The 21,613-nt window shown below is 54.7% G+C and carries 15 protein-coding genes and 2 tRNA genes; 5 read left to right on the forward strand and 12 right to left on the reverse strand.

Annotated features, from left to right (window positions below; genetic code table 11):
- Window positions 1-1,209, reverse strand: a complete 1,209-nt coding sequence (locus J8Z22_RS14805) for an acetyl-CoA C-acetyltransferase (protein ID WP_252006926.1) — start codon at window positions 1,207-1,209, stop codon at window positions 1-3.
- A 242-nt stretch (window positions 1,210-1,451) separates the two neighbouring features.
- Window positions 1,452-2,144 carry a TetR/AcrR family transcriptional regulator gene (locus J8Z22_RS14810; RefSeq protein WP_252006927.1) on the reverse strand — a complete coding sequence of 231 codons (693 nt, stop codon included), beginning with the start codon at window positions 2,142-2,144 and terminating at the stop codon, window positions 1,452-1,454.
- Window positions 2,145-2,890: 746 nt separating this feature from the next.
- Here J8Z22_RS14810 and J8Z22_RS14815 point away from each other — a divergent pair.
- The 4 genes from J8Z22_RS14815 (at window position 2,891) to J8Z22_RS14830 (ending at window position 10,445) form a co-directional block, all read left to right on the forward strand.
- Window positions 2,891-4,930, forward strand: a complete 2,040-nt coding sequence (locus tag J8Z22_RS14815; RefSeq protein WP_252006928.1) for a hypothetical protein — start codon at window positions 2,891-2,893, stop codon at window positions 4,928-4,930.
- 439 nt (window positions 4,931-5,369) lie between these two features.
- Window positions 5,370-5,954 (forward strand): LuxR C-terminal-related transcriptional regulator, encoded by a 585-nt coding sequence (locus tag J8Z22_RS14820; RefSeq protein WP_051252953.1) that lies wholly within the window; start codon window positions 5,370-5,372, stop codon window positions 5,952-5,954.
- 133 nt (window positions 5,955-6,087) lie between these two features.
- Window positions 6,088-8,163: a hypothetical protein gene (locus tag J8Z22_RS14825; protein WP_156897149.1), complete on the forward strand. Its 2,076-nt coding sequence runs from the start codon at window positions 6,088-6,090 to the stop codon at window positions 8,161-8,163.
- 365 nt (window positions 8,164-8,528) lie between these two features.
- Window positions 8,529-10,445, forward strand: a complete 1,917-nt coding sequence (locus J8Z22_RS14830) for an Ig-like domain-containing protein (RefSeq protein WP_252006929.1) — start codon at window positions 8,529-8,531, stop codon at window positions 10,443-10,445.
- A gap of 167 nt (window positions 10,446-10,612) precedes the next feature.
- Here J8Z22_RS14830 and J8Z22_RS14835 read toward each other — a convergent pair whose 3' ends face one another.
- From J8Z22_RS14835 to J8Z22_RS14855, 5 genes are all read right to left on the reverse strand, one after another.
- Window positions 10,613-11,062: an FKBP-type peptidyl-prolyl cis-trans isomerase gene (locus tag J8Z22_RS14835; protein WP_211227346.1), complete on the reverse strand. Its 450-nt coding sequence runs from the start codon at window positions 11,060-11,062 to the stop codon at window positions 10,613-10,615.
- A gap of 81 nt (window positions 11,063-11,143) precedes the next feature.
- Window positions 11,144-11,776 (reverse strand): methyltransferase domain-containing protein, encoded by a 633-nt coding sequence (locus J8Z22_RS14840; protein WP_252006930.1) that lies wholly within the window; start codon window positions 11,774-11,776, stop codon window positions 11,144-11,146.
- A gap of 1,502 nt (window positions 11,777-13,278) precedes the next feature.
- A tRNA-Ser gene (locus J8Z22_RS14845) sits at window positions 13,279-13,383 on the reverse strand.
- A 149-nt stretch (window positions 13,384-13,532) separates the two neighbouring features.
- A tRNA-Ser gene (locus J8Z22_RS14850) sits at window positions 13,533-13,620 on the reverse strand.
- A gap of 102 nt (window positions 13,621-13,722) precedes the next feature.
- Window positions 13,723-14,493 (reverse strand): CHAD domain-containing protein, encoded by a 771-nt coding sequence (locus J8Z22_RS14855; protein ID WP_252006931.1) that lies wholly within the window; start codon window positions 14,491-14,493, stop codon window positions 13,723-13,725.
- Between the two features lie 182 nt (window positions 14,494-14,675).
- Here J8Z22_RS14855 and J8Z22_RS22160 point away from each other — a divergent pair, with 182 nt between their 5' ends.
- Entirely contained in the window at window positions 14,676-15,233 is a 558-nt protein-coding gene (locus J8Z22_RS22160; RefSeq protein ID WP_305881804.1) for a type II secretion system protein, read from the forward strand.
- Between the two features lie 58 nt (window positions 15,234-15,291).
- Here J8Z22_RS22160 and nadA read toward each other — a convergent pair whose 3' ends face one another.
- The 5 genes from nadA to astE all read right to left on the reverse strand — a co-directional run bounded on the left by nadA (window position 15,292) and on the right by astE (window position 21,540).
- Complete coding sequence (gene nadA, locus J8Z22_RS14865) at window positions 15,292-16,356, reverse strand: quinolinate synthase NadA (RefSeq protein WP_028114913.1); 1,065 nt, start codon at window positions 16,354-16,356, stop codon at window positions 15,292-15,294.
- Between the two features lie 165 nt (window positions 16,357-16,521).
- Window positions 16,522-18,102, reverse strand: coding sequence for a dihydrolipoyllysine-residue acetyltransferase (locus J8Z22_RS14870; protein WP_252006932.1), 1,581 nt, complete (start codon window positions 18,100-18,102; stop codon window positions 16,522-16,524).
- A gap of 11 nt (window positions 18,103-18,113) precedes the next feature.
- A complete protein-coding gene (locus tag J8Z22_RS14875) occupies window positions 18,114-19,091 on the reverse strand; it encodes an alpha-ketoacid dehydrogenase subunit beta (protein ID WP_252006933.1) in 978 nt (325 codons plus the stop codon).
- 2 nt (window positions 19,092-19,093) lie between these two features.
- On the reverse strand, window positions 19,094-20,269 hold the full coding sequence (locus J8Z22_RS14880) for a thiamine pyrophosphate-dependent dehydrogenase E1 component subunit alpha (protein ID WP_051252951.1): 1,176 nt from the start codon (window positions 20,267-20,269) through the stop codon (window positions 19,094-19,096).
- Window positions 20,270-20,493: 224 nt separating this feature from the next.
- Window positions 20,494-21,540, reverse strand: a complete 1,047-nt coding sequence (astE, locus tag J8Z22_RS14885) for a succinylglutamate desuccinylase (RefSeq protein ID WP_371877976.1) — start codon at window positions 21,538-21,540, stop codon at window positions 20,494-20,496.
- Window positions 21,541-21,613: the final 73 nt, after the last annotated feature.

Below are 21,613 nucleotides of genomic sequence, written 5' to 3' on the forward strand. Positions count from 1 at the left end.
TTAAACCCGTTCGATGATGGTGGCAATGCCCATGCCGCCGCCGACACAAAGTGTGGCCAGGCCGCGTTTCAGGTCGCGGGCTTCCAGCTCATCCAGTAAGGTACCCAAGATCATGGCGCCAGTGGCCCCCAACGGGTGGCCCATGGCGATGGCACCGCCATTGACGTTGACCTTGTCATCGCCAATGTTCATCTCCCGCTGGAACCGCATCACCACCGAGGCAAACGCTTCGTTAACCTCAAACAGGTCGATGTCCTCAACATTGAGATTGGCCAGCGACAACGCCTTTTGGGCCGCAGGGGCCGGCCCGGTCAACATGATGGTGGCGTCGGTGCCGACCACGGCAGTGGCGACAATGCGGGCCCTGGGGGTCAGTTGGTAACGCTTACCCATGGCGTCGCTGCCGATCAGCACCAGGGCGGCGCCGTCGACAATGCCGGAGGAGTTAGCCGCAGTATGCAGGTGGTGAATTCGCTCCACCTGAGGGTATTTCTCCCGAGCCACCGCATCAAAGCCCATCTCACCCACCGCCTGGAACGACGGCGTTAATCCTGCCAGGGTCTCGAGACTGCAATCCGGCCGAATAAACTCGTCCTGCGCCAGCACGGTAAAGCCATTTTGGTCCATCACCGGCACCACCGAGCGATTAAAGGCACCCCGCTGCCAGGCCGCTGCCGCCCGCTGATGCGACCGCACCGCAAAGGCATCCACCTGCTCACGGCTGAAACCTTCCAAGGTGGCGATCAGATCGGCGCCAATGCCCTGAGGCATAAACCCAGTCTTCAGATTGGTGTGCGGATCGTTGGCCCAGGCACCGCCGTCGGACGCCATCGGCACTCTGGACATGGACTCGACGCCACCGGCAATCACCAGTTGCTCCCAACCAGAGCGCACCTTCATGGCCGCCATGTTGACCGCCTCCAGGCCGGAGGCACAGAATCGATTCAGGGTGACGCCACCAATATCATCGTCCCAGCCCGCCGCCAGCGCCGCGGTCTTGGCAATGTCGGCGCCCTGATCGCCCACGGCGGTGACGCAGCCCAGAACGATGTCGTCCACGTCCTGAGTCTGAAAGCCGTGGCGACGCTGCAACTCATGCAGCAATCCCACCAGCAGCGAGATGGGCTTAATTTCGTGCAGGCTGCCATTGGCTTTGCCCCGTCCCCTTGGGGTACGTATGGCATCGAACAGGTAGGCGTCTTGAGTCATGAGCAATCCTTGCAATAACGGAAGTCTCACCACTCTATGAAAAAACACCTGGGGGATGAATGACCATTTCGGTCAACAGCAGTGACAAAAATCGGCAGCGGCGCAACTGGCGCTTGCAAGAAAGCAGGTCAACGTTGAATGATCAGGGGAGTGATTTTCTGGCAATGAAAGAGACGAAAAACAGCGACCGGTACGCCCACCCACTCCAACAACCAGTTCCCGTTGTCACCGAATAGCGGTGATTACCAAAGTTCTGAAACGGACTGCTCGACTTCGGAGCGCAATGCCAACAATATGAGTCTCTTATCTGCCCTGCCCTCTTCGCCCTGCCAGTCCAGTTGATCCAGCGTATGACAACACAGACTGACTAGGTCTTCGATTTTAAATACTTCTTGGGGAATAAATACATGATTGGAAATCACCATGCCGCCCCGACCAATGATGGTCATCTGTCTCAGCACTTGATAAAGCAGCTCCTCGTCGGCTTTGACCTTGCCGTTCTCAACCAGATCCGAAAATTGCTTCCTTATTTTTACCGACGACATGTCAAAAATATGCTGGAACTTTTCCCTAGTCTCCGGCCTAGCCTGATCAAACATTGCCTTATTGGTCCCGATAAGATCCAGTGATGCACTGTCTGGGTAGAACTGTCTCAAGTAGAATTGGTAGCAATGAAAACAAACAATCTTCTCTTTTGCCGACAGTTCCATCCTGCTAAATTTATACATGGATTCGGCGAGTGTTTCTATTACCGAGCTGAACAAATAAACCAGCAAATCATCTTTAGAAGCGAAGGTACGATATAGGGTACCTGCGGTTACCTCCACCTCTTTAGCAAGCTCATTCATCGAGAACTGCAAATAGCCCTGTTCTCTGATCAGTCTCATGGCGGCTTTGGCAATCTTGACCTTTCTTATCTGAGCTTTATTAAACATATTAACGTCCAGTGTTGCGTTCTAATACCGTTCGGAGCACCGCCCCGTCATTCGCATGGCTTCACTATAACACTGAACTTGGCTACCGCTAACTGGGCCCATAATGGTCAAAACTCCACCCGCCCCTAATTTAAAAACCCCAAGCAACATCCTAAGTGAATGTTCTTAAAGGCTTTATTGCTATTTCTAAGCCAAGCGTATGTCGCCTCTAAAAATGGAGAAACTCTCCACTTCGAAACAATGCAGCGTCTGTGTCAAACCACAGTTAGCGACCTTTGTCACGCTGTGTGCCCCGGCCCTGAAAGAATCCATCAGTTGAGCCGATGCAATTGCGACTCTCATCACATCAGCGTGGCACTGTTATCACCTTAATGAGTTTTGCGAATGCCACTCCTAAATCATCTTTACATTTTCCCTACAATGGCAACCATCCAATACCGTTAGAGGAGGAAAGTGATGCAATCAGAATTAGACTGGATCTGTTTTAGTACACATCATGACCACCTCTCTATCCGATGCTATTGGCGATGTCTCAATATATCGAGATAGAACAACCGTTAACGAATAATGTCAATCCAAAATAAAAACTAAGCTCATAATTTAAAAAACAACACACTTAGCTTCCATGAAGTTAAATTGGGCAACTTCCAACCAAGGATGAACATTCAAGTTCAAACCTGTTGGCCACTGATAATTACAACTATTACAACAATGCCAAAAACCATTTTGGCAACAATGGAGCGTCGATGATGATCAAAAAAAGAAAGGCACTGCCAGGCCTATTAGCATTAATACTTGCCGGTTGTGGCTCTGATAACTCTACACCTGACACACCTGAGCCAGGGCCGGGCCCAACTCCGGATAACCCGGCTTGGGAATATGTTGAGAGCGGTAAAATGGAGCTCAATACCAATGGATTAAAAGGCCATATCAATGTGACTTTTGACTACATGAACGAGCAGGTCTGGAAGTGGATCCGAGGCATTACTAAGGATTCTGACAATTTCTGCTTGACCTTGCCAGATAATGTAACTCAGCCGTGCAACACCGATGTCAATGGCGACGGGTTTGTCAATGCGCTCGATGCAAACCTTGCGGGCATCGTTAATCAACAGACAGACATATCTCGAGTCTCGGCTGAAGAGATCCACCGAGTATTGTCAACGAACCCTGATGGTTTAGGCGCCGGTACCGCAAGACCAGACATCTTCAAAGAGGGAAGCTACTCTGTTTTTGACCTACTACGCTATATGGTCGCCACTCGTGACGACCTGAAGTTCATCGGTGAGATCACCACACCTGACGACTCTGAGTACAATACGCATGAATTTACCTTAGCCTATGACCGAAACGGAAATGGCAGCTTTAGCGATGAGGGAGAGGAATCGAGTAACTGGCACTTTAGATTCACTCAAAGCATGGGCAAGGCCGGGTTGTACCGAGACCACAGTGGAGAAATTCCGTTCAATCGAATGGATATGTTCCTGATAAAAGAGGAGCAGCGCATTCGCTTCATTGACGCCTCTTCATCCTTCAAGGCCCGGCTGAAACACCTTTGGAAGAGCGAAGCTGACCGGCTGGCCTCGAACAATGGCAAAGTCATTGTAGACAGCATTGGCTGGAGCGACGATCCAGAAAACCCCATTGCCACCAACTTTGAAGTCAAGGCACACAACCTTAGGAATGACGTGTTCCAAGAGGGCGTGATTACCAACATGGACGTATTTTTAACCCTGGCTGATATGGGACACGACTTCAGGCTCACCTGGTGGCCAACCCTGGAGACTGGCGCTATTGTTAATTCCTTCGCCTTATCCCGAGCCCCGGTTTTGGGTAAGACCGTCGGCCTGCGTTCCTTCGTCACTACAACTTCTGTCCTGAACGAGTTCGGCAATGACATCTTCTTCTCAGACCGTATGCCTGGAGTCTGCAACTTTGATGCGGTTACGGGTCGCTCCGATACCATCAACACCCCAGTGCCAATGACAGATTGCGTGCGAGATTTCTGGAGTGCATTTGGCATCGGAGGCTATTTCGGAAACATTAACAACGATCTGTGGCTGATGCCTTTTGGTGCCGAAAATGTAGTGTTGTCGAAACAAGATCTAAATAATGCCGGATACCATAGCCTCGGTACCAAGATCGATAGCTTTTCGAAGAACGAAACCATCCAGTGGGATTACAACTGGCGCCACAACGCCCTGGTAGAAAAAGGCGTTAAGACAGGCTTCATTGACTCTGACATTGTCACCTTGCGCACCCTGACTCCGGCAACTGAAGAAAGCCAGCATGGCAAGGCTCCGCTGTTGAACGAAAACCACTTTGGCTGGAAAGTGGCTGACTGCACCCTATGCCATAACGAAGAGGCAGCGCCTCAAGGGCATGGAGGCTACTCCTGGCCTGTGAATGCGGCCGACGGATTCGATGAAATCCAGCCCTACTACTGTTCCACTTGCCACGGCAACAATGGGGCTCCAGAGGCCCACGGCCGGGAAGCCCGCTGCTTCTGGTGCCACTCGGAAGACATGTTACCCAAAAATCATGGTCCAGCCAGCACTCGCAAACTGCTGAAGCATGAAGATAACTGGATTAATACAGTTACCACGCGTCGCAAAGCAGGAGATGACAACAATATGTATGGATTCTCCGACAACCATAGTGAAGTCCTGGAAGGAGACGAAAAAGGCTACGGTGATCGCTGGGTATCTTCAAACAATGATTATGATTTCACCAAGAAATTCCCAGACCCATTCTCCTGTGGTACCTGCCACCAGGATAAGCAGTAATTAACGCCAGATAGCACGGTAATAAAGCCCCTTACCCGGGGCTTTTTTAGCAAAGGATGATTCAACTCACTGCCGCTCTCTCCGGTCTAACCAAACGTCGCGATTGTAATTTTTGCCGGTACGGCAATGCTTGCGCAGGCGCAAGGATGAAGTCATGGCTTCCATTAAGTTGTCTATTCCGACTCAGCAATCAAAAGATGGAGAGGCTCTCCACTTAAAAGAAAGATTCCGACTGTGACAACACACATTTAGTGATCACAATCACGCCACGCCCCACCTTTAGGTAAAAATCGCACCGCACACAACCCAAAACCAAGACGCCGATCACACTCAAAAGGCTCTGTTATCGACTCAATGAGTTTTGCGAATGGCCCTCCGAAATCGATTTTATGCTTTTCCTACAATGGCAACCATCACATACCGCTAACGGAGGACAGTCATGCAATCAGAATTGGGCTGGGTATTTTTCAGTACAGGTAATGAGCATCTCTCCAGCCCGGCGCGGGTAATAGAGATTCAATTAAATGAGATAGAACAATCACGAGTGACCGCCATTTCGGTGTCCGACCATAAGCTGAGAAAAGCCGGTGCCGGAATTATTCTTGGGCTTAAAGACTGCCTGAAAGGATCCGACCGAATCACCATAGGCGGACACACATCACCGGTTAAATCCTACTCTGTTTTTTCGTCTGAGTCGTCCATGCCGGTCGGGTTCATTGTCATCATCTCGAACAAGAATCAATGCCAAAAACTTGAACAGTTTTCGACTCTCTCGGCATTACGCCTGCTGCGTAACACCATCCTTAAAAGCAGCCGCCCAGAGGGCGATTCCAGCGAGTTAAAACTGAAAACGCTTCAAGTCGTGAAAATGACCGCGCTAGGCCTGAATGCCAGTGAGATCGCCGATGTATTGCACCTAACCAATCGAGGTGTCGATTATCACCTGTCTCTGGCCAAGCAAAAAATTGGCGCCATAAACAAGCCCAACCTAATCTTCGAGGCCAGAAATCTTGGCTGGGTCTAACCCTGCCAGAGAAACTTCCCAGTAAGTTAGGTGACACGTTCATTGACGAACACCAAGGCAACAGCCGCCACCATTTTGTCACCTTGATCAAATCCATAAAAAGAGCCACTCAGGCTCTGAATCTCAATGAGTAATGCAACAGGAAAAGCAAATGATGAGAAGCCGGTATAGTTTATTACCAGCCTTGCTATGTGTTGGCCTAGCAGGCTGTGGTTCGGATGACTCCTCCACTCCCAACGTGCCAGAACCCCCAGTCGATAAACCGGTCAATGAGGCTTGGAACTACATCGAAACTCCGCCCTCCGAAGACTTTAACTCACCAAAGCTGGCTGGGAAATTCGACGTTTTCTTTGGAGAAAGTGAAGAAAAAGTCATCCAGTACATTAACGAAGGATCGGCACTCGCCCAACAGGGCGACATGAGTTATGACCTGAACGGCGATGGCTGGATTAACCGTTGGGATTCCTCTGCCGCAGGCGCTCGAGTGGAGCTTGGGCTTGAGGTCAGTACCTTGGGCAGTGAAATTGACCGCGTGTTAAAGACCAACCCCGATGGTCTTGGAGCCGGTACGGCTCGTCCCGATATTTTCGTAGAGGGACACTACTCCGTCTTCGATCTGCTGCGCTATTTCGTCGCCACCCGCAGCGATCTGCGCTTTGACAACGTCATTAAGCCAGAAGAGTCTGACTATAAGACTCACGAATTCACCCTCTCCTGGGATGAAAATGGCGACGGTGACTTCACCAATGACGGCGTACATTCAAACAGCGATCTGTGGCACTTCCAACTGATGGCTTCCAATGGCGACAACAAAGATTACGTCGGTGGACTTACCTTCCACATGTACAGTCGCATGGATGAATATTGGCTTAAAACCGGTGACGTAGTTCGCTTCCTGCCGACCTCAGAAGCGATGAAAGGACGTCGCACCCTGGCATGGAAACACGAAATCGACAAAAAAGCCCAAAATGGCGGTAAAGTCATTGCCGATGCACTGCGCCTGATAGTCGACGATCACCCGGACGCCGCTCCGGGCGACAGTGGCATCATCGCCACTCAAATCGAAGTGCGCCCATTCAACTTGCGCAGTGACGTATTTCAGCCTGGGGTGATCACTGGCATGGATTACTTCCTCAGCGCCGCTGCTGACTACAATATTGATCTTGGATTCAGCTTTTGGCCAACCTTAAGCACAGGCGTTCCTTTCAATAGCTTTGTTTTGTCTAAAGGCCCGCTGGGCCAGGGTGGCGGTTTCGGTAACTGGTTTGGGCGCCTCATTCAAAACCCGGGCAGCATGATGGGAGACTTCAGCACCAACCCCAACTGCATGCACATGAACGACCAAGGTGGGCCATCTGCCGCCATTGGCGGAACCGGGATGTGGACCCAAGGTCAGGCTGAATGCGATCGTTGGTTCAACCAGCACAACGGCAGCGGCGGTTATATGACTAATACCGACCACTACACCACCGTAAACAACTACGGCGTCGATTTCCTGTTTCTGGGCTTCCAGCAGATCATCGGCAACGAACTGGATGCCGATAAGCAATTGCAGGTGTTTGTCGACAAAGACAAGTTGCTGCGCAGCGATTTTGGTAACTACGATATCAACTCGTGCAAAGGTGGAAAGTGCGATACTGCGGTACTTCGAACCCTAATTCCAGCAACAGACTCCAACCCGGTGGGCAAAGCCCCAGTGCTAGATTCAACCCACTTTGGCTGGAAAATTGCTGATTGTACCCAGTGCCACAACGAGCAACGCGATCCAAATGGTCACGGCGGCGCCTCCTGGCCGGTGAATGCAGCCGATGGTTTTGATGTGCAACAGCCGCACTACTGTGCTACCTGCCATGGCAGCAATGGCGCGACTCCTCGTCACGATCAGGAAACCCGATGCAGCTTCTGCCACAACGCCAAAAATGACTCCAGCCAGGACTATGCTCCGGTGATGCCTAATCATGGCGAAGCCAGTGCTCAGTTCCTGTTGCAGCCCGATGACAACCGCAGTAACCACGACACCGTTTCCTACTACATGGGGGAGCCCCATTACGAGACTGGACAACACTACGTGCCTCGCGCTCCGACGGCGCTCGATGGCGAAATTGAGTTGTTTGGCCCGTTATGGGTACCCCACAACAATGCTTACAGCCTAAGTAAGAGTTTCCCTGGTACTTACTCTTGCATGACCTGTCACCAGGCCAAGCAGTAACCCAATACAAACCACCTCATATGCAGGTGGTTTTTTCTTTTCAGACCGACCATCGTGACAGTGGTCGGTCCAAGCCAACGATTCTGCTCCATAGTCCGCGACAGAGACACGGTGTAATTAGATGGAGAGCTTCTCCACTTTTTCACTTCACTCACCGACTAACCGTCAGAAAATCGTGACGAGCATCCATCATTATGCGCATAACGGTGAAGTGTTTTCGTCGCCTCCGGGTGTATGTGAACGAAATGTCACATCTCCACCCCAACCTTTAGTGACCCTTCTGATCTCTGTCAGCCCGCTCACTCAACCCAATCCAGCTTCCATCGTACGATCTCATTGAAAAAATAATGACAAAGGACAACAAAATGATGATGAAACGAACTACACCTCTCATGCTGGCGCTGTCAGTGGGCCTGGTTGGTTGCGGCAGTGATGATGACAACACACTGATACCGCTTCCCGACAACCGCGCTCCTATCGCCCAGCCCGATTATGTCTCAGTCAATCGCGGCGATACCGTTATCATCGACGCCCTGGCCAACGACTCCGACTCCAACGGCGACACCCTGAGCCTGGTGTCCAGTGACCTGTCCATCACCGACGATGGCAAGTTGAGCTTCAGTGCCGCAGCCGATGCGCCGCTGGGTGAGTCCAGCTTCAGTTACACCATTTCCGACGGAGAGCTGCAGGCAACGGGGACCGTCTACATCACCATAGAAAGTGGCCAAACTGAACCCACTGAGGCGACCTTCGTGACCGCCAAGACCTGTAAGAGCTGCCACTCCAGCCACTTTAACGATTGGCAGCCTACCAAACACGCCCAGGATTACCGTCGCCTCTATACCCAGGAAAACAAAACCATCGAGGCGATCATCCCGGAACTGGACTGGGGCACCGAAGCGGATCCAAAGCACCACACCATGTATGGCAAACCCAACTATCGCTTCTCCACCTATAAAGGGGCGGACGGTAAGTACTACGCCGAGCTTCACGATGCCATCAACACCGACGAGTCTGTGGTGTACCGTATCGACGGCATATCCAGCACCACCTCCAAGCAATTCGTCAGCTACGACTTTCCCTCCGACGACGATCCCAACGTGGAAAGCAGTTATGGCCGGATGATGCCCTTTGCCTGGTTTAACGACGGCAACGTCGCCCGGTTCACCTCCTTTTACACTACCAGCTCCTACTGGCATCAGGATGGCAGCTTGGTTAAAGAGGGGGATATTGTTAACTCGGCCTTTGTCGGCCCCATCGAACAGCGTGAAGAACTCAAAAAGATGAGCTGGGACAACCAGTGCTTCACCTGTCACACCACCGGCGGCAAGATTGAGAAATGGGACGTCAGCGAAAAGTACACCATGCTGGCTGCCCACACCAACTCTAAGGACTCCGATGCGGTAGAAGATGGCATCAGCTGCGAACGCTGCCACAACGAGGGCTCCCTTCACGCCACCAGCATGAGTGGCGACGACATCACCAACCCCGCAAAAATGAGTTTCCAGCAATCGGTAGATTCGTGTGCGCAGTGTCACCAGATGGCCAAGCATCCAGACATCTACCACTACTCTCAGCCCTACCTGCCTGAGTTCGATGAAGACGGAAACATCACCACCAACCCCGGAAAGCACTACCGGACTGGCGATGACCTGAGCCTGTTTACCGAGGTGGATACTCAAGGCGTGTTCCTTGGCACCGACTACCCCAAGGGGCAGAAGAATCAGGTGGCCACCTACATGACCTCCAAGCACTTCGAGATGCAGATCGACTGCGTGACCTGTCATGACCCTCACGCCATGGGCATGCAGAAACAGGGGGATGCCCTGTGCACTCAATGCCACCAGGATCGTGGCGCCAACCACACCCTGCCAATCCACGACATGGTGGGGGTCTCCTGCGTCGACTGTCACTTCGTCGCCACCGAATCGGTTGCCACCCGCTGGAGCAACGACAACCACAGCTTCGATGCCATCAGCCCGGCAGAGTCTCTGGCCAATTTCGACGCCCTGGCGCCCTACTCACGCGGCGAAGGCTCCGATCCGATGATGACCAAGTGGTGGGGTTACATTCAAGCCATGGGCGGCGCCAATGGACCTTGTTACAGCGATGGGATCTATCGCATAAGCCAGGTGTGTGATTTCTTCGATGTTCTGCCCAATGCCTGCAGCAACTGTCACGACGACGAATACCCTAAGCCTGGGGTATTTGACGACACTGAACGTGCCAAGCTGATTGAAGGCACAGAGCGCTATCAGCGCTTCCTGGACCAGCAGAAGTAACGCCTAGACACCCGCCTAATTGACAGGGTAATCCAGGGCACCGGCAACGACCGGTGCCCTTTTTGTCTCTCCAGCCTTAAAGCTCCCGCCCATTAGTCGATCTAGCTCTGGTCCAGTAGACACAAAAAAGGCGCCGTGAGGCGCCCTGTTGCAGAGTGGGTGCGTGGTTATTTTATCGCCAGCAACTCCACATCGAAGATCAGCAGCGAACCCGGCTGAATGGCACCGGCACTGCGATTGCCATAACCAAGCTTGGCCGGAATGTACAAACGAGTCTTTTCACCGACCACCATGTATTGCAGGCCCTCAGTCCAGCCCGGAATCACCTGCGTCAGTTTAAACTCGATCGGCTCGCCTCGCTCCACTGAACTGTCAAACACGGTGCCGTCCAGCAAGGTACCGTGATAGTGGACCCTTACCTTACTGCTGGCGCTGGGGTGCTCGGTGCCGGTTCCGGGCTGCAACACCTTATATTGCAGTCCGGAAGCGGTAGTTTGCACCCCTTCCTCTGAGGCATTCTGCGCCAGAAACTCATCACCCAGTCGAATGTTCTCTGGCGCCACCTTGGCGTTATTCATGTTCTTAAAGACAAAGTAACCCACCAACAGCACAACCATGGCAATGATCAGAATTTTAGACACGGAATATCCCCGTTTTCAGAAAGTTGTCTGAATGGTAGCAAGCATCGATCCCCCAGCTCAAGAATCCACGCTGCGATCTTGGTTAATTCTGTTTCGTGGCCCCATGGCTACCATCGACTTATTCAGGCCACAGAAACGCTCCACCTGCAGCTCCGCCTCAGGGAACAGCGTCTGCAACATTTTCCGGTTGAGCAAACGGGCACTTTCCACCGTTTGTACCGCCTCGGCCACAGTCTCGGCCCGAGGCCAGTTACCCAAAGCAAATTGCTGTACCAACGCGATACGAGCCGGCTTCGGCAGCCAATGAAAAAATGGTGTGACACAGTGAGGTTCGACGGGAAACCAGTAGTTAGGGGTCTGCACGAAATAACGCTCACCGACTCGAGTCACCTCCCGGGCAAAACGGACCATGTTGGCCCAGTCCCCGACATGCTCCACCACCGAGTTGGAATGCACCACATGGAAACTGTTGCGCTCGAATTGGTGCAGATCGCAGCCGTCCGCCACGACGAACCGAAACCGATCATGATTCTCAGGCTTATCCTGCTGAGGCAGATTGGACAAGGTCAGGCAGACCCGATTCCGCTCAAGAAATTCGTCGGGCAGCACCTGCCAGTACTCCTCCATGCCACCGACATCCAGAATCCTCACCTCATCGTGGCGCCGTGACAGTTGCTCAATCAACGTCATCAGTGGCTGCAGGCGCTTTAATCGGAGTCTGGCCCCAAAGCAATCACGATTTTCATAATTGGTCAGGTTACGTGCTATTACCCGGGTCAACGACACATCTGCTCCTCACAACCCCTGCGGCCGCCTGCAATGGAATATCAAAGCATAGACCTTGGGTAGCCTAACACCTCAAAAATAGCGGAAACGCAGGCCTGAATATCGTCGTTGTTGCGCAGGCGAGAATCCCGCGCCTTTCCCAGGGTCAAAACCCAAGCCGCTGGGCCCTCGCGTGCGCAAGGGCGACGGTGTTATTGGGGAGGGGGAGGAGTAAACGAGCAGTGATTGCGGTGTCGGTAGTGCTCGGTGCTGGCTGTTCTTTTCACCAACCTTAAACGCCCCTCCGTCGTGCCCGAGCACGCGGGTACCCAGTGTCTGTTTTCGCATCAAAATCAAAGCCGCAGGGCCCTCGCGTTGGCAAGGGCGACGGTGCTAATGGGGAGGGGGAGGAGTAAACGAGCAGTAATTACGGTGTCGGTAGTGCTCAGTGCTGGCTGTTCTTTTCACCAACCTTAAACACCCCTCCGTCGTGCCCGCGCACGCGGGTACCCAGTGTCTTTTTTCGCATCAAAATCAAAGCCGCTGGGCCCTCGCGTTCGCAAGGGCGACGGTGCTAATGGGGAGGGGGAGGAGTAAACGAGCAGTGATTGCGGTGTCGGTAATGCTCAGTGCTGGCTGTTCTTTTCACCAACCTTAAACAACCCTCCGTCGTGCCCGCGCACGCGGGTACCCAGTGTCTGTTTTCGCATCAAAATCAAAGCCGCTGGGCCCTCGCGTTCGCAAGGGCGACGGTGCTATAGGGGAGGGGGAGGAGTATGATTGCGGTGTCCGTAGAGCTCGCTGCTGGCTGTTCTTTTCACCAACCTTAAACACCCCTCCGTCGTGCCCGCGCACGCGGGTACCCAGTGTCTGTTTTCGCATCAAAATCAAAGCCGCTGGGCCCTCGCGTTCGCAAGGGCGACGGTGCTATAGGGGAGGGGGAGGAGTATGATTGCGGTGTCCGTAGAGCTCGCTGCTGGTTGTTCTTTTCACCAACCTTAAACACCCCTCCGTCGTGCCCGCGCACGCGGGTACCCAGTGTCTTTTCCAGGATCAAAATCAAAGACGCTGGGCCCTCGCGTTCGCAAGGGCGACGTAGTGAGGGGGGAAACTGCGGAGCCATGAACCACTGCCGTGCTGCCGAATCAGGGAGAGATGATCGCCTGCGGCGTTACTGCGCTCATGCTTCGCTCCGTTGCGAACTGGAGAGTTTGAACCAAGATCTCCACAACGCGCATAAACGAAAAAGCCCCTGCACTGCGCTTCGTTTCATCTCCGTGCTGCCGAATCAGGGAGAGATGATCGCCTGCGGCGTTACTACGCTCATGCTTCGCTCCGTTGCGAACTGGAGAGTTTGAACCAAGATCTCCACAACGCGCATAAACGAAAAAGCCCCTGCACTTCGTGCAGGGGCTTTTTCGTTTATATGGCGGTTAGGGAGAGATTCGAACTCTCGATACGTTGCCGTATACACACTTTCCAGGTATGCATGGCAGCCCGGAAACAACAGTTTATCTACCACGATATTCATTTTGTGTGGAAGTTCGATTTATCAAGAGTGGGCTGCACACGCATAGGCGTGACCATTTATCCGCTTCGCGGAGGCAGCCACTCGGACACCAAGTTACTTTCTGACAAATGCAAAAAAGGCCCAACCTTTCGATTGAGCCTTTTCTTTATATGGCGGTTAGGGAGAGATTCGAACTCTCGATACGTTGCCGTATACACACTTTCCAGGCGTGCTCCTTCAGCCACTCGGACACCTAACCAGCTGAGGCAATAACGATGGCTTCATCGTTGCTGCGGATGCGTATATTAGGGAGGCTGAGAGGGGATTGCAAACCCTTTTTTACAATTGACGGCCGACTGGTCTAATTTTGCTCAGGAAAATGGCCCAGTGCCGCCAATTGCTGCTGTCGGCGATGTTCGAGCTGTTCGAGTAACTGTCGCAGCGCCGGCTGAAGCTCGGTGGCCAGTCGCGGTTGTTGCTGCTCCAAAAACGCAATCTGACAACAGCAGTCATTAAACGCCCCCAGGGTATCCTGCAGCACCTTGTCCTCTCGGTAGCTAACGCCGGGCTGACACTGCTCTTTCAGATAACGACGGCGCTTTATGATAATCCTCAACCGGTGCCAGTCTTGAGGGTGACCTCCCAGTAAGGCGCGCTGGTGAACCTGAGTTATTTTCCCTTGCAGTTTCAGCGCCACGTCCTGAGTGGCCTCGGCAAACCCTATCAGTGCCTTGGGCCAGGGCAATGCCATGATCGATACACACAAGGCCCGCTCCCTCTTTAGTTGCCCCAACTGTAAGAACAGCTCAGTAAAAGCCTGCCGGCGCCACGCCTCGACGGCAACTCTTAGCGGCTGCTGTTCTGGCAAGGCCTGCTGCAATACATCCAGATCCCGCATTAAGTTAGTCACTCTAGCCTGCTGACCCAGGCTGATCACCAGTGAGTCATACAACGCTTCAGGCAACAGTGGGCGGTACAGTTTCAGCAAGCTGCGGCATTTCCTCAACCCCACCCGATAGTGGTGCAGCGGCTCGCCATCGCCCTTCAGATCGATGGACTCCCCCTGATGCAGCGCCTGCTGATACAGGCTTGCCAATTTCGGCTGCAGTACTCGCACTACGTCTTCCGACATTGTCCCCCCAACGGCCAGTAACCCAGCCCTCAGTCTAGGCCAATCACCAGCGAACGGTATGCCGATGTGACAAAACCCTGAGGTTTTTGGTCACCTTAAAGGTGAACGCGGTTTACCCACCACCGCAGACCGCGCTACCATCCCCTTATTCGAGTTAAACTGAATCCCGACAGGATCTGCCATTGAGTAACCGCGGTTTTACCCTGATCGAGTTGATCGTCGTCATTGTGGCCTTAAGCCTGCTGGCCATCACCGCCCTGCCGCGGCTGATGTCCCTCTCCAGCGAAGCCCACGATGCCAGTGCCAATAGCGTCTTCGCGGCGTTTAAAGGGGCGGTGTCTCAGTTCCACAGCACCTGCATGGCCAGGGGCGGAGACATTCCCGGTCAAGGGGCTTTGGGGATCGGTGGCGGACTGGATTTCCCCGATCTTGGAGTCCGTTCCAGCACTTCGGGCTCCTGTTACCCGGAAGCCGGCCTGGGGGACGGCCGCATCAGCGATTTCGCCGACTGCCTGCAAACCGTCGAAGGACTGCTCTCTCCCCTGCCCCGCCACAACGACACTAGCCTGCCTCACACCCAGGCGGCCTATGAAGCCGCCGCCGACAGCATCGAGATGGTGATTCACTATGCCGGTGTACGCCGATGCGATCTCATCTACGTCGCCGGCGGCGCCGGCCTGAATGGCCCAACCCTCAGCTACAACGGCCAGACGGGCGCCATTCAGATCAGTCATCTTTAAGCAGGCAGGATCAAAAAACGCCCCCGAAGGAGCGTTTCATTGCTGCGACCATTCAGACTCAGGCGTTGCCTTTCACCTTAAGTTTAAGCTCGGCGGCAAAATCCAGCATCCGATTCAGCGGCACCATGGCCTTCTCAGCCAGCGCCTCATCCACAAACACCTCATGATCGGTCAAATCATCGGTATTAAGACATTTTTCAATGGCCTGCAGACCATTCATCGCCATCCAGGGGCAGTGGGCACAGCTGCGGCAGGTGGCACCGTCACCGCCGGTAGGCGCTTCCATAAAGGTCTTGTGCGGAGACAGTTGCTGCATCTTGTAGAAGATGCCGCGATCGGTGGCCACGATGAAGGTCTCGTTGGGTAACTCCTGGCTGGCCTTGATCAGCTGAGACGTCGACCCGACGGCATCGGCCATCTCGACGATGAAGTCCGGAGACTCGGGGTGAACCAGTACCGCCGCATCCGGGTAGGCCTGCTTCATCTCGGCCAGGGCACGGTATTTAAACTCATCGTGCACCACGCAGTGGCCTTGCCACATCAGCATTTCGGCACCGGTCTGCTTGGCGATGTAGCCCCCCAGGTGGCGATCCGGTCCCCAGATGATCTTCTTGTCCTCGCTGTCCAGGTGCTCAACGATCTCGAGCGCAATGCTGGAGGTCACCACCCAGTCGGCACGGGCTTTCACCGCCGCCGAGGTATTGGCATACACCACCACAGTATGGTCCGGGTGCTGATCGCAAAACTCGCCGAAGCGATCCGCCGGACAGCCGATGTCGAGAGAACAGGTGGCTTCCAGGGTCGGCATCAGTACCCGCTTCTCCGGGGTCAGAATCTTGGCCGTCTCACCCATAAACCGCACGCCGGCCACCACCAGGGTCTTGGCCGGATGCTCATTACCAAATCGAGCCATCTCCAGCGAGTCGGCCACGCAACCGCCGGTCTCCTCCGCCAGAGCCTGAATCTCAGGATCGGTGTAGTAGTGAGCCACCAGTACAGCGTCTTTCTGCTGCAGCAGGGTTTTGATTCGATTCCGATAGTCCGCTTTTTCAGCCTCTGTCAGCTTGGCTGGCTTGGGCGGAAACGGGTAATGGGTGTCATCGAGCAGTGGAGCGTGATTCATCGCTATTACAACAGCCTATTTAAGTGGTAGATCGCCATTATACGAAACTCTGAGCCCCATGCTAAGCGCGAAAAGCAATTTGCCTACATCGGATTTATCTCAGCCATAACAAAAACGCCGGTCCTTCCGCTCTGCGGAGGGACCGGCGCCAGCCGAGCCAGGTAATCAGCTCAGGTGCAACATCATCTCAGCGGGATTTTCCAATAAAGATTTCCACAGGTTACAGAAGCGGGCAATGGTTCCGCCGTCGATGACTCGGTGATCACCGGACCAGCTCACCTGCATCAGAGTGCGGGCTTCCACTTGCCCTTGCTCATTGAAACGCGGCAGGGTCTGCAACTTACCCAGGGCAACAATTGCCACCTCAGGCTTGTTGATGATGGGCGTTGCCACCGTGCCCCCCAGGGCACCGATGTTGGACACCGACAGCGTCCCGCCCTTGAGGTCTTCCGCTGCCACCCGGCCTTCACGGGCCGCGGCGGAGAGCCGGGTCACCTCGTTGGCCACCTCGATGATCGACTTATTCTGCACCTGCTTGATGTTTGGCACCATCAGGCCCAGCTTACCGTCGACCGCCATGCCGATGTTGTGATCGCCTTTGTAGGTGATCTCGCTGCAGTCATCGTTGACCTGAGCATTCAATACCGGGAACTCCTTGGCGGCCACCGACATCGCCTTGATGATGAAGGGCATCAGGGTCAGCTTTACGCCCTTATCGGCATACCGCTGCTTCAGTTTGGTTCGTAAGGCCACCAGATCGGTCAGATCCAGCTCTTCGCAATAGGTAAAGTGCGGAATGGTCTGCACCGAGGCCGTCATCTGCCGGGCCATGGCCGCCTGAATGCCGCGAATCGGCACGACGCTGTCCTCAGCACGCTTGTCGGCAACCACAGGCGTCGGCGACAACGCCGGTTCGGAGCGTTCGCCATCCACAAAACTCTGAATGTCCTGCTTGTACACCCGGCCATTCTTACCACTGCCGGGCACCTCGGCGATGTCGACGTTCAACGAACGGGCCAGTCGACGTACCGCCGGACTGGCCACCGCTTTACCGCTGCGAGCCACTGGCTCGGAAGAGGCCGTTGCCGTAACGCTGCCTGGCGAACTCTCGGGCTGCTCAGGGGCCGAAGACGCCACCATTGCATCAGAGCCTGCGTTAGCGGTGGTTGCCGTGGTTTTCAGGGCGAACAGGGGCTGATGCACCTTGGCAATCTCGCCTTTCTGGTAATACAGCTTATGAATCACGCCATTGGCCACCGCCGGAATCTGCACCAGCGCCTTGTCGGTCATCACATCGCAGATGGGCTGATCTTCCACCACAGCGTCGCCTTCGCTGACCAACCACTCGGCCACTTCACACTCGACAATGCCCTCACCGATGTCTGGCAGAATAAAGTCCTCGATGGTCTGAGCCCCATTGTCAGTGACAGCTTCAGCCTCATCTGGACTCACCACCTCCGATTGAACCGGCGCAGCGGCAACGCTTGGCTCCTGCGCCACTTCGGCTTCGGCCAGCTCCACAGAAAACAACGGGCTGTGCACCTTGGCCACCTGGCCCTTGTTGTAAAACAGCTTGACCACCTTGCCATCGAACGGCGCGGGAATCTCCACCAACGCCTTGTCGGTCATCACCTCGGCCACCACCTGATCTTCTTTGATCTCATCGCCTTCGGCGACCAGCCAGTCCATCACTTCGCATTCGACCACACCTTCGCCAATGTCCGGCAGAATAAAGTCTTTAATCATCGTCGCTTCCCTTAAAACTCGACACTGGCCTTAATGGCTTCAAATATCTTCAGGTGATCCGCCATATGGGCCTGCTCCAGCGCCAGCGGGTACGGGGTGTCCATGCCACAGACCCGGGCAATGGGCGACTCCAGGTGCAGGAAACACTCCTGCTGAATGGTGGCCGCAATCTCGCCGGCAAAGCCGCCAGTCAACGGGGCTTCATGGCTTATCAGCAACCGGCCGGTACGGCACACTGACTTGGCCACGGTGTCCACATCCCAGGGCAGCAGCGTACGCAGGTCGATGATTTCACAGCTAATGCCAAGATCGGCAGCCATCTTGGCGGCTTTCTCAATCAACTCCATCTGAGCGCCCCAGCCCAACAGGGTGATGTCGGTGCCGTTTTGCACCACTTCCGCCTTGGACAGGGAGATGCTGTAATCGCCTTCCGGCACCTCCCCCACCGAGGCCCGGTACAATCGTTTCGGCTCAAAGAACACCACCGGGTTGTCGTCACGAATGGAGGCCAGCAGCAAACCTTTCGCCTCATAGGGGTTGCGTGGCACCACAATCTTCAGCCCCGGGGTGTGGGTGAAGTAAGCTTCCGGTGACTGGGAATGGTAGTGGCCACCAGCAATGCCGCCGCCATAGGGAGTGCGTACCGTCAGGCTGCCAACATTGAACTCGTTGCCACTGCGGTAGCGGAATTTGGCAGACTCATTCACCAGCTGATCAAAGGCCGGGAAGATGTAATCCGCGAACTGAATTTCAGCAATGGCGGTACTGCCCTGGGCCGCCAAACCATTGGCAAAGCCGATGATCCCCTGCTCGGTCAGCGGGGTATTGAAGCAACGATCCTTGCCGTACTTCTCCTGCAGCTTGGAGGTCGCCCGGAACACACCACCGAAGTGGCCCACGTCTTCACCGAAGACCACCGCACTGTCGTCGCTGGCCATGGCGATGTCCATGGCGCTGTTCACCGCTTGTAATAGATTCATCTGGGCCATGATTACGCCTCCTTATCCGTGTCTTGAGGGTACACGTCGGGGTAGCGTGCCATGTGTTCCCGGGTCTGACGCAGCTGCTGCTGCAAATGCTGGGGCACCTGATCGTAGACGTCGGTCACCAGGGTGGCATAGGCCGGGCGTGGCAACTTCTCGGCCACCTTGACCGCCGCCAGCACCTCTTTTCGATAGCGCTCATGCAACTCGTTGTCCTGTTCCTCGGTCCACCAACCCTGATTCATCAACCACAGTTTGAAGCGCAGCACCGGATCGTGTTCACGCCACTTGGCTTCCTCCTCACGAGAGCGATAGCCAGACGGGTCATCAGAGCTGGAGTGGGCCCCAAGACGATAACTCATCGCTTCGATCAGCACCGGCTTGTTCTCCGCCACCGCAATGGCCCGCGCCTGCTGGGTGGCTGCCAGCACCGCCAGCATGTCATTGCCGTCAACGCGGATGGTATCGATGCCATAGCCAACGCCGCGAGGCGCAATGCCGTCGCCGGCAAACTGCTCTTCGGTCGGCGTTGAGATGGCGTAGCCGTTGTTACGACAGAAGAAGATCGCCGGGCAGTTCAACACCGCGGCCATGTTCAGGCCGGCGTGAAAATCCCCTTCGGAGGCGGCGCCCTCACCGAAATAACACAGTGTTACTGCGTCATGGCCGGCCCGTTTCTGACCATAGGCGTAGCCGGAGGCTTGAGGGATCTGGGTGCCGAGGGGGGATGACACCGTCATGTAGTTCAGCTCACGACTGCCATAGTGAATCGGCATCTGCCGACCCTTACCCAGATCTTTCTCGTTAGAGAACATCTGGTTCATAAACTGTTCGGTAGTAAAACCGCGGTAGCGCAACGCTGCTTGCTCGCGATACTGGGCCATGATCATGTCCTTGTCACCCAAGGCCGCCACACTGCCCACCACCGCCGCTTCTTCGCCGATGCAGGTCATGTAGAAGCTGATGCGTCCCTGACGCTGGGCGGCGAGCATGCGCTCATCCAACACTCGGGTAAACACACTGGTGTCGTAGATTTTCAGGGCCAATTGCTGATCGATGTCCGGCAAAGAGGCATCGGCATAGGGGGTTCCGTCGGATTGCAGTATCTTAAGTACAGGGATCTTAAGGGCGTGACCAGAGGTCATCACGGCCTTGTGCACCTGATGCTGAGGTTCGAGGCTCATCGGTCGCTTCCGTCTTGTGTCTGGGGCCAGTGTTCCTGGCCATTGTTATACCCGGCATGGTCTGATCCTGAGGTGACCGGCCTCGCGCGGGGCTTGTTATAGTTAGGCTAAAGAGTACTGCCGCTAACCGGGGCGCTCAACTGATTGTCGCCCCTTGATCGTGATCACATTTTTTCGACTGTATCGCATTATTTACAGCCCGGTTGCCATCCGCATTAGTGTCTTTATTCAAATCTGTCGTCAATGGCAGTAGGGACCACCGTCAGCAAGGCCCGCTGGCCCAACGCCACCTTGGCGTTTGGAAAAACAATGGACTCTGCCACCTTGCCCACTCGGACGTCGGTCTCCCCATCCTGCGCCAACAAGGCACCCGGCGGGTATTCGGTAAAGTTGGCCTGTGCATCATCGAAGCTAAAGTGGAACGCCTCGTGCTGTTTGTTGACCACCTGACAGACGTCAAACACCACGCTCTGTGACAACGGCGGATACTCGAGAGTCTGGGCAGCAATCAGCCTGGCCAGCTGTTTTTTGCAGGCCTCAAACCGGCTCATGTCATTCTGGCCAAACGGGTAGACCTTGCCCAACTCCACCGTAAAGGCATCGGCACCAAATTCATTGGAAGAGTAGTAACTGTAGGTCGTTGTCGGGTTGTGAGAAAGCAGAATGGTCTCTACCCCGCAGCCCGCCAGGAATCGAATCTGCTCGATGCTCCAGGCACGCCCTGGACGGTAAGGATAAACCGCAAACTTTTCCCGCTGCGAGTCACGTATGGCGGTATGCAGGTCATAGTGGAAGCGCTTGCGCCCGCGTTGGTGGTAGAAATCGCGTACGGTCTGCTCCAGCAAACGGGCCCGCACCTTCTCGGAATTTTGCTCCCCCAGGGCATGGGCGCCGCTGAACAAGCGATTCATGTTTTCCTTCACGCCACGGGTTCCCTTCAGCATCGCCTCGGGGTTGCCCAATTGCACCAGCAGTCGCTGTCGGCACACCAGGTCACCGCTGAGGATGGCGTTCACCAACTCATTCACCAACTCAATGGGGGCGGTTTCGTTTCCATGAACGCCACAGGACAGCACGATGTCGCTGTCACCGGGCTGGGGCGGCTCTATCGCCAGAATGCCGGTATCAATCAGGGTCAGTTGAGTGCCGTCCTTCAGGGTACGGCTTTGCGGTTGCTTGTGGGGCTGGGGATGCGCCAAGGTCAGCGCCAATAGATCCTGGTGTTCAAATAACACGTCGCACTCCAATTGCTTTTTTCTTGTGGCGGCCATTGTAGCCTCTGTTGCCTCATTGTCGCACCCCCGCCGATTAAGATTCGAGGTTGCAATCTGTCACGGAGCTGAT

The organism is Ferrimonas sp. SCSIO 43195 (assembly GCF_023716685.1).
GTDB lineage: Bacteria > Pseudomonadota > Gammaproteobacteria > Enterobacterales > Shewanellaceae > Ferrimonas > Ferrimonas kyonanensis.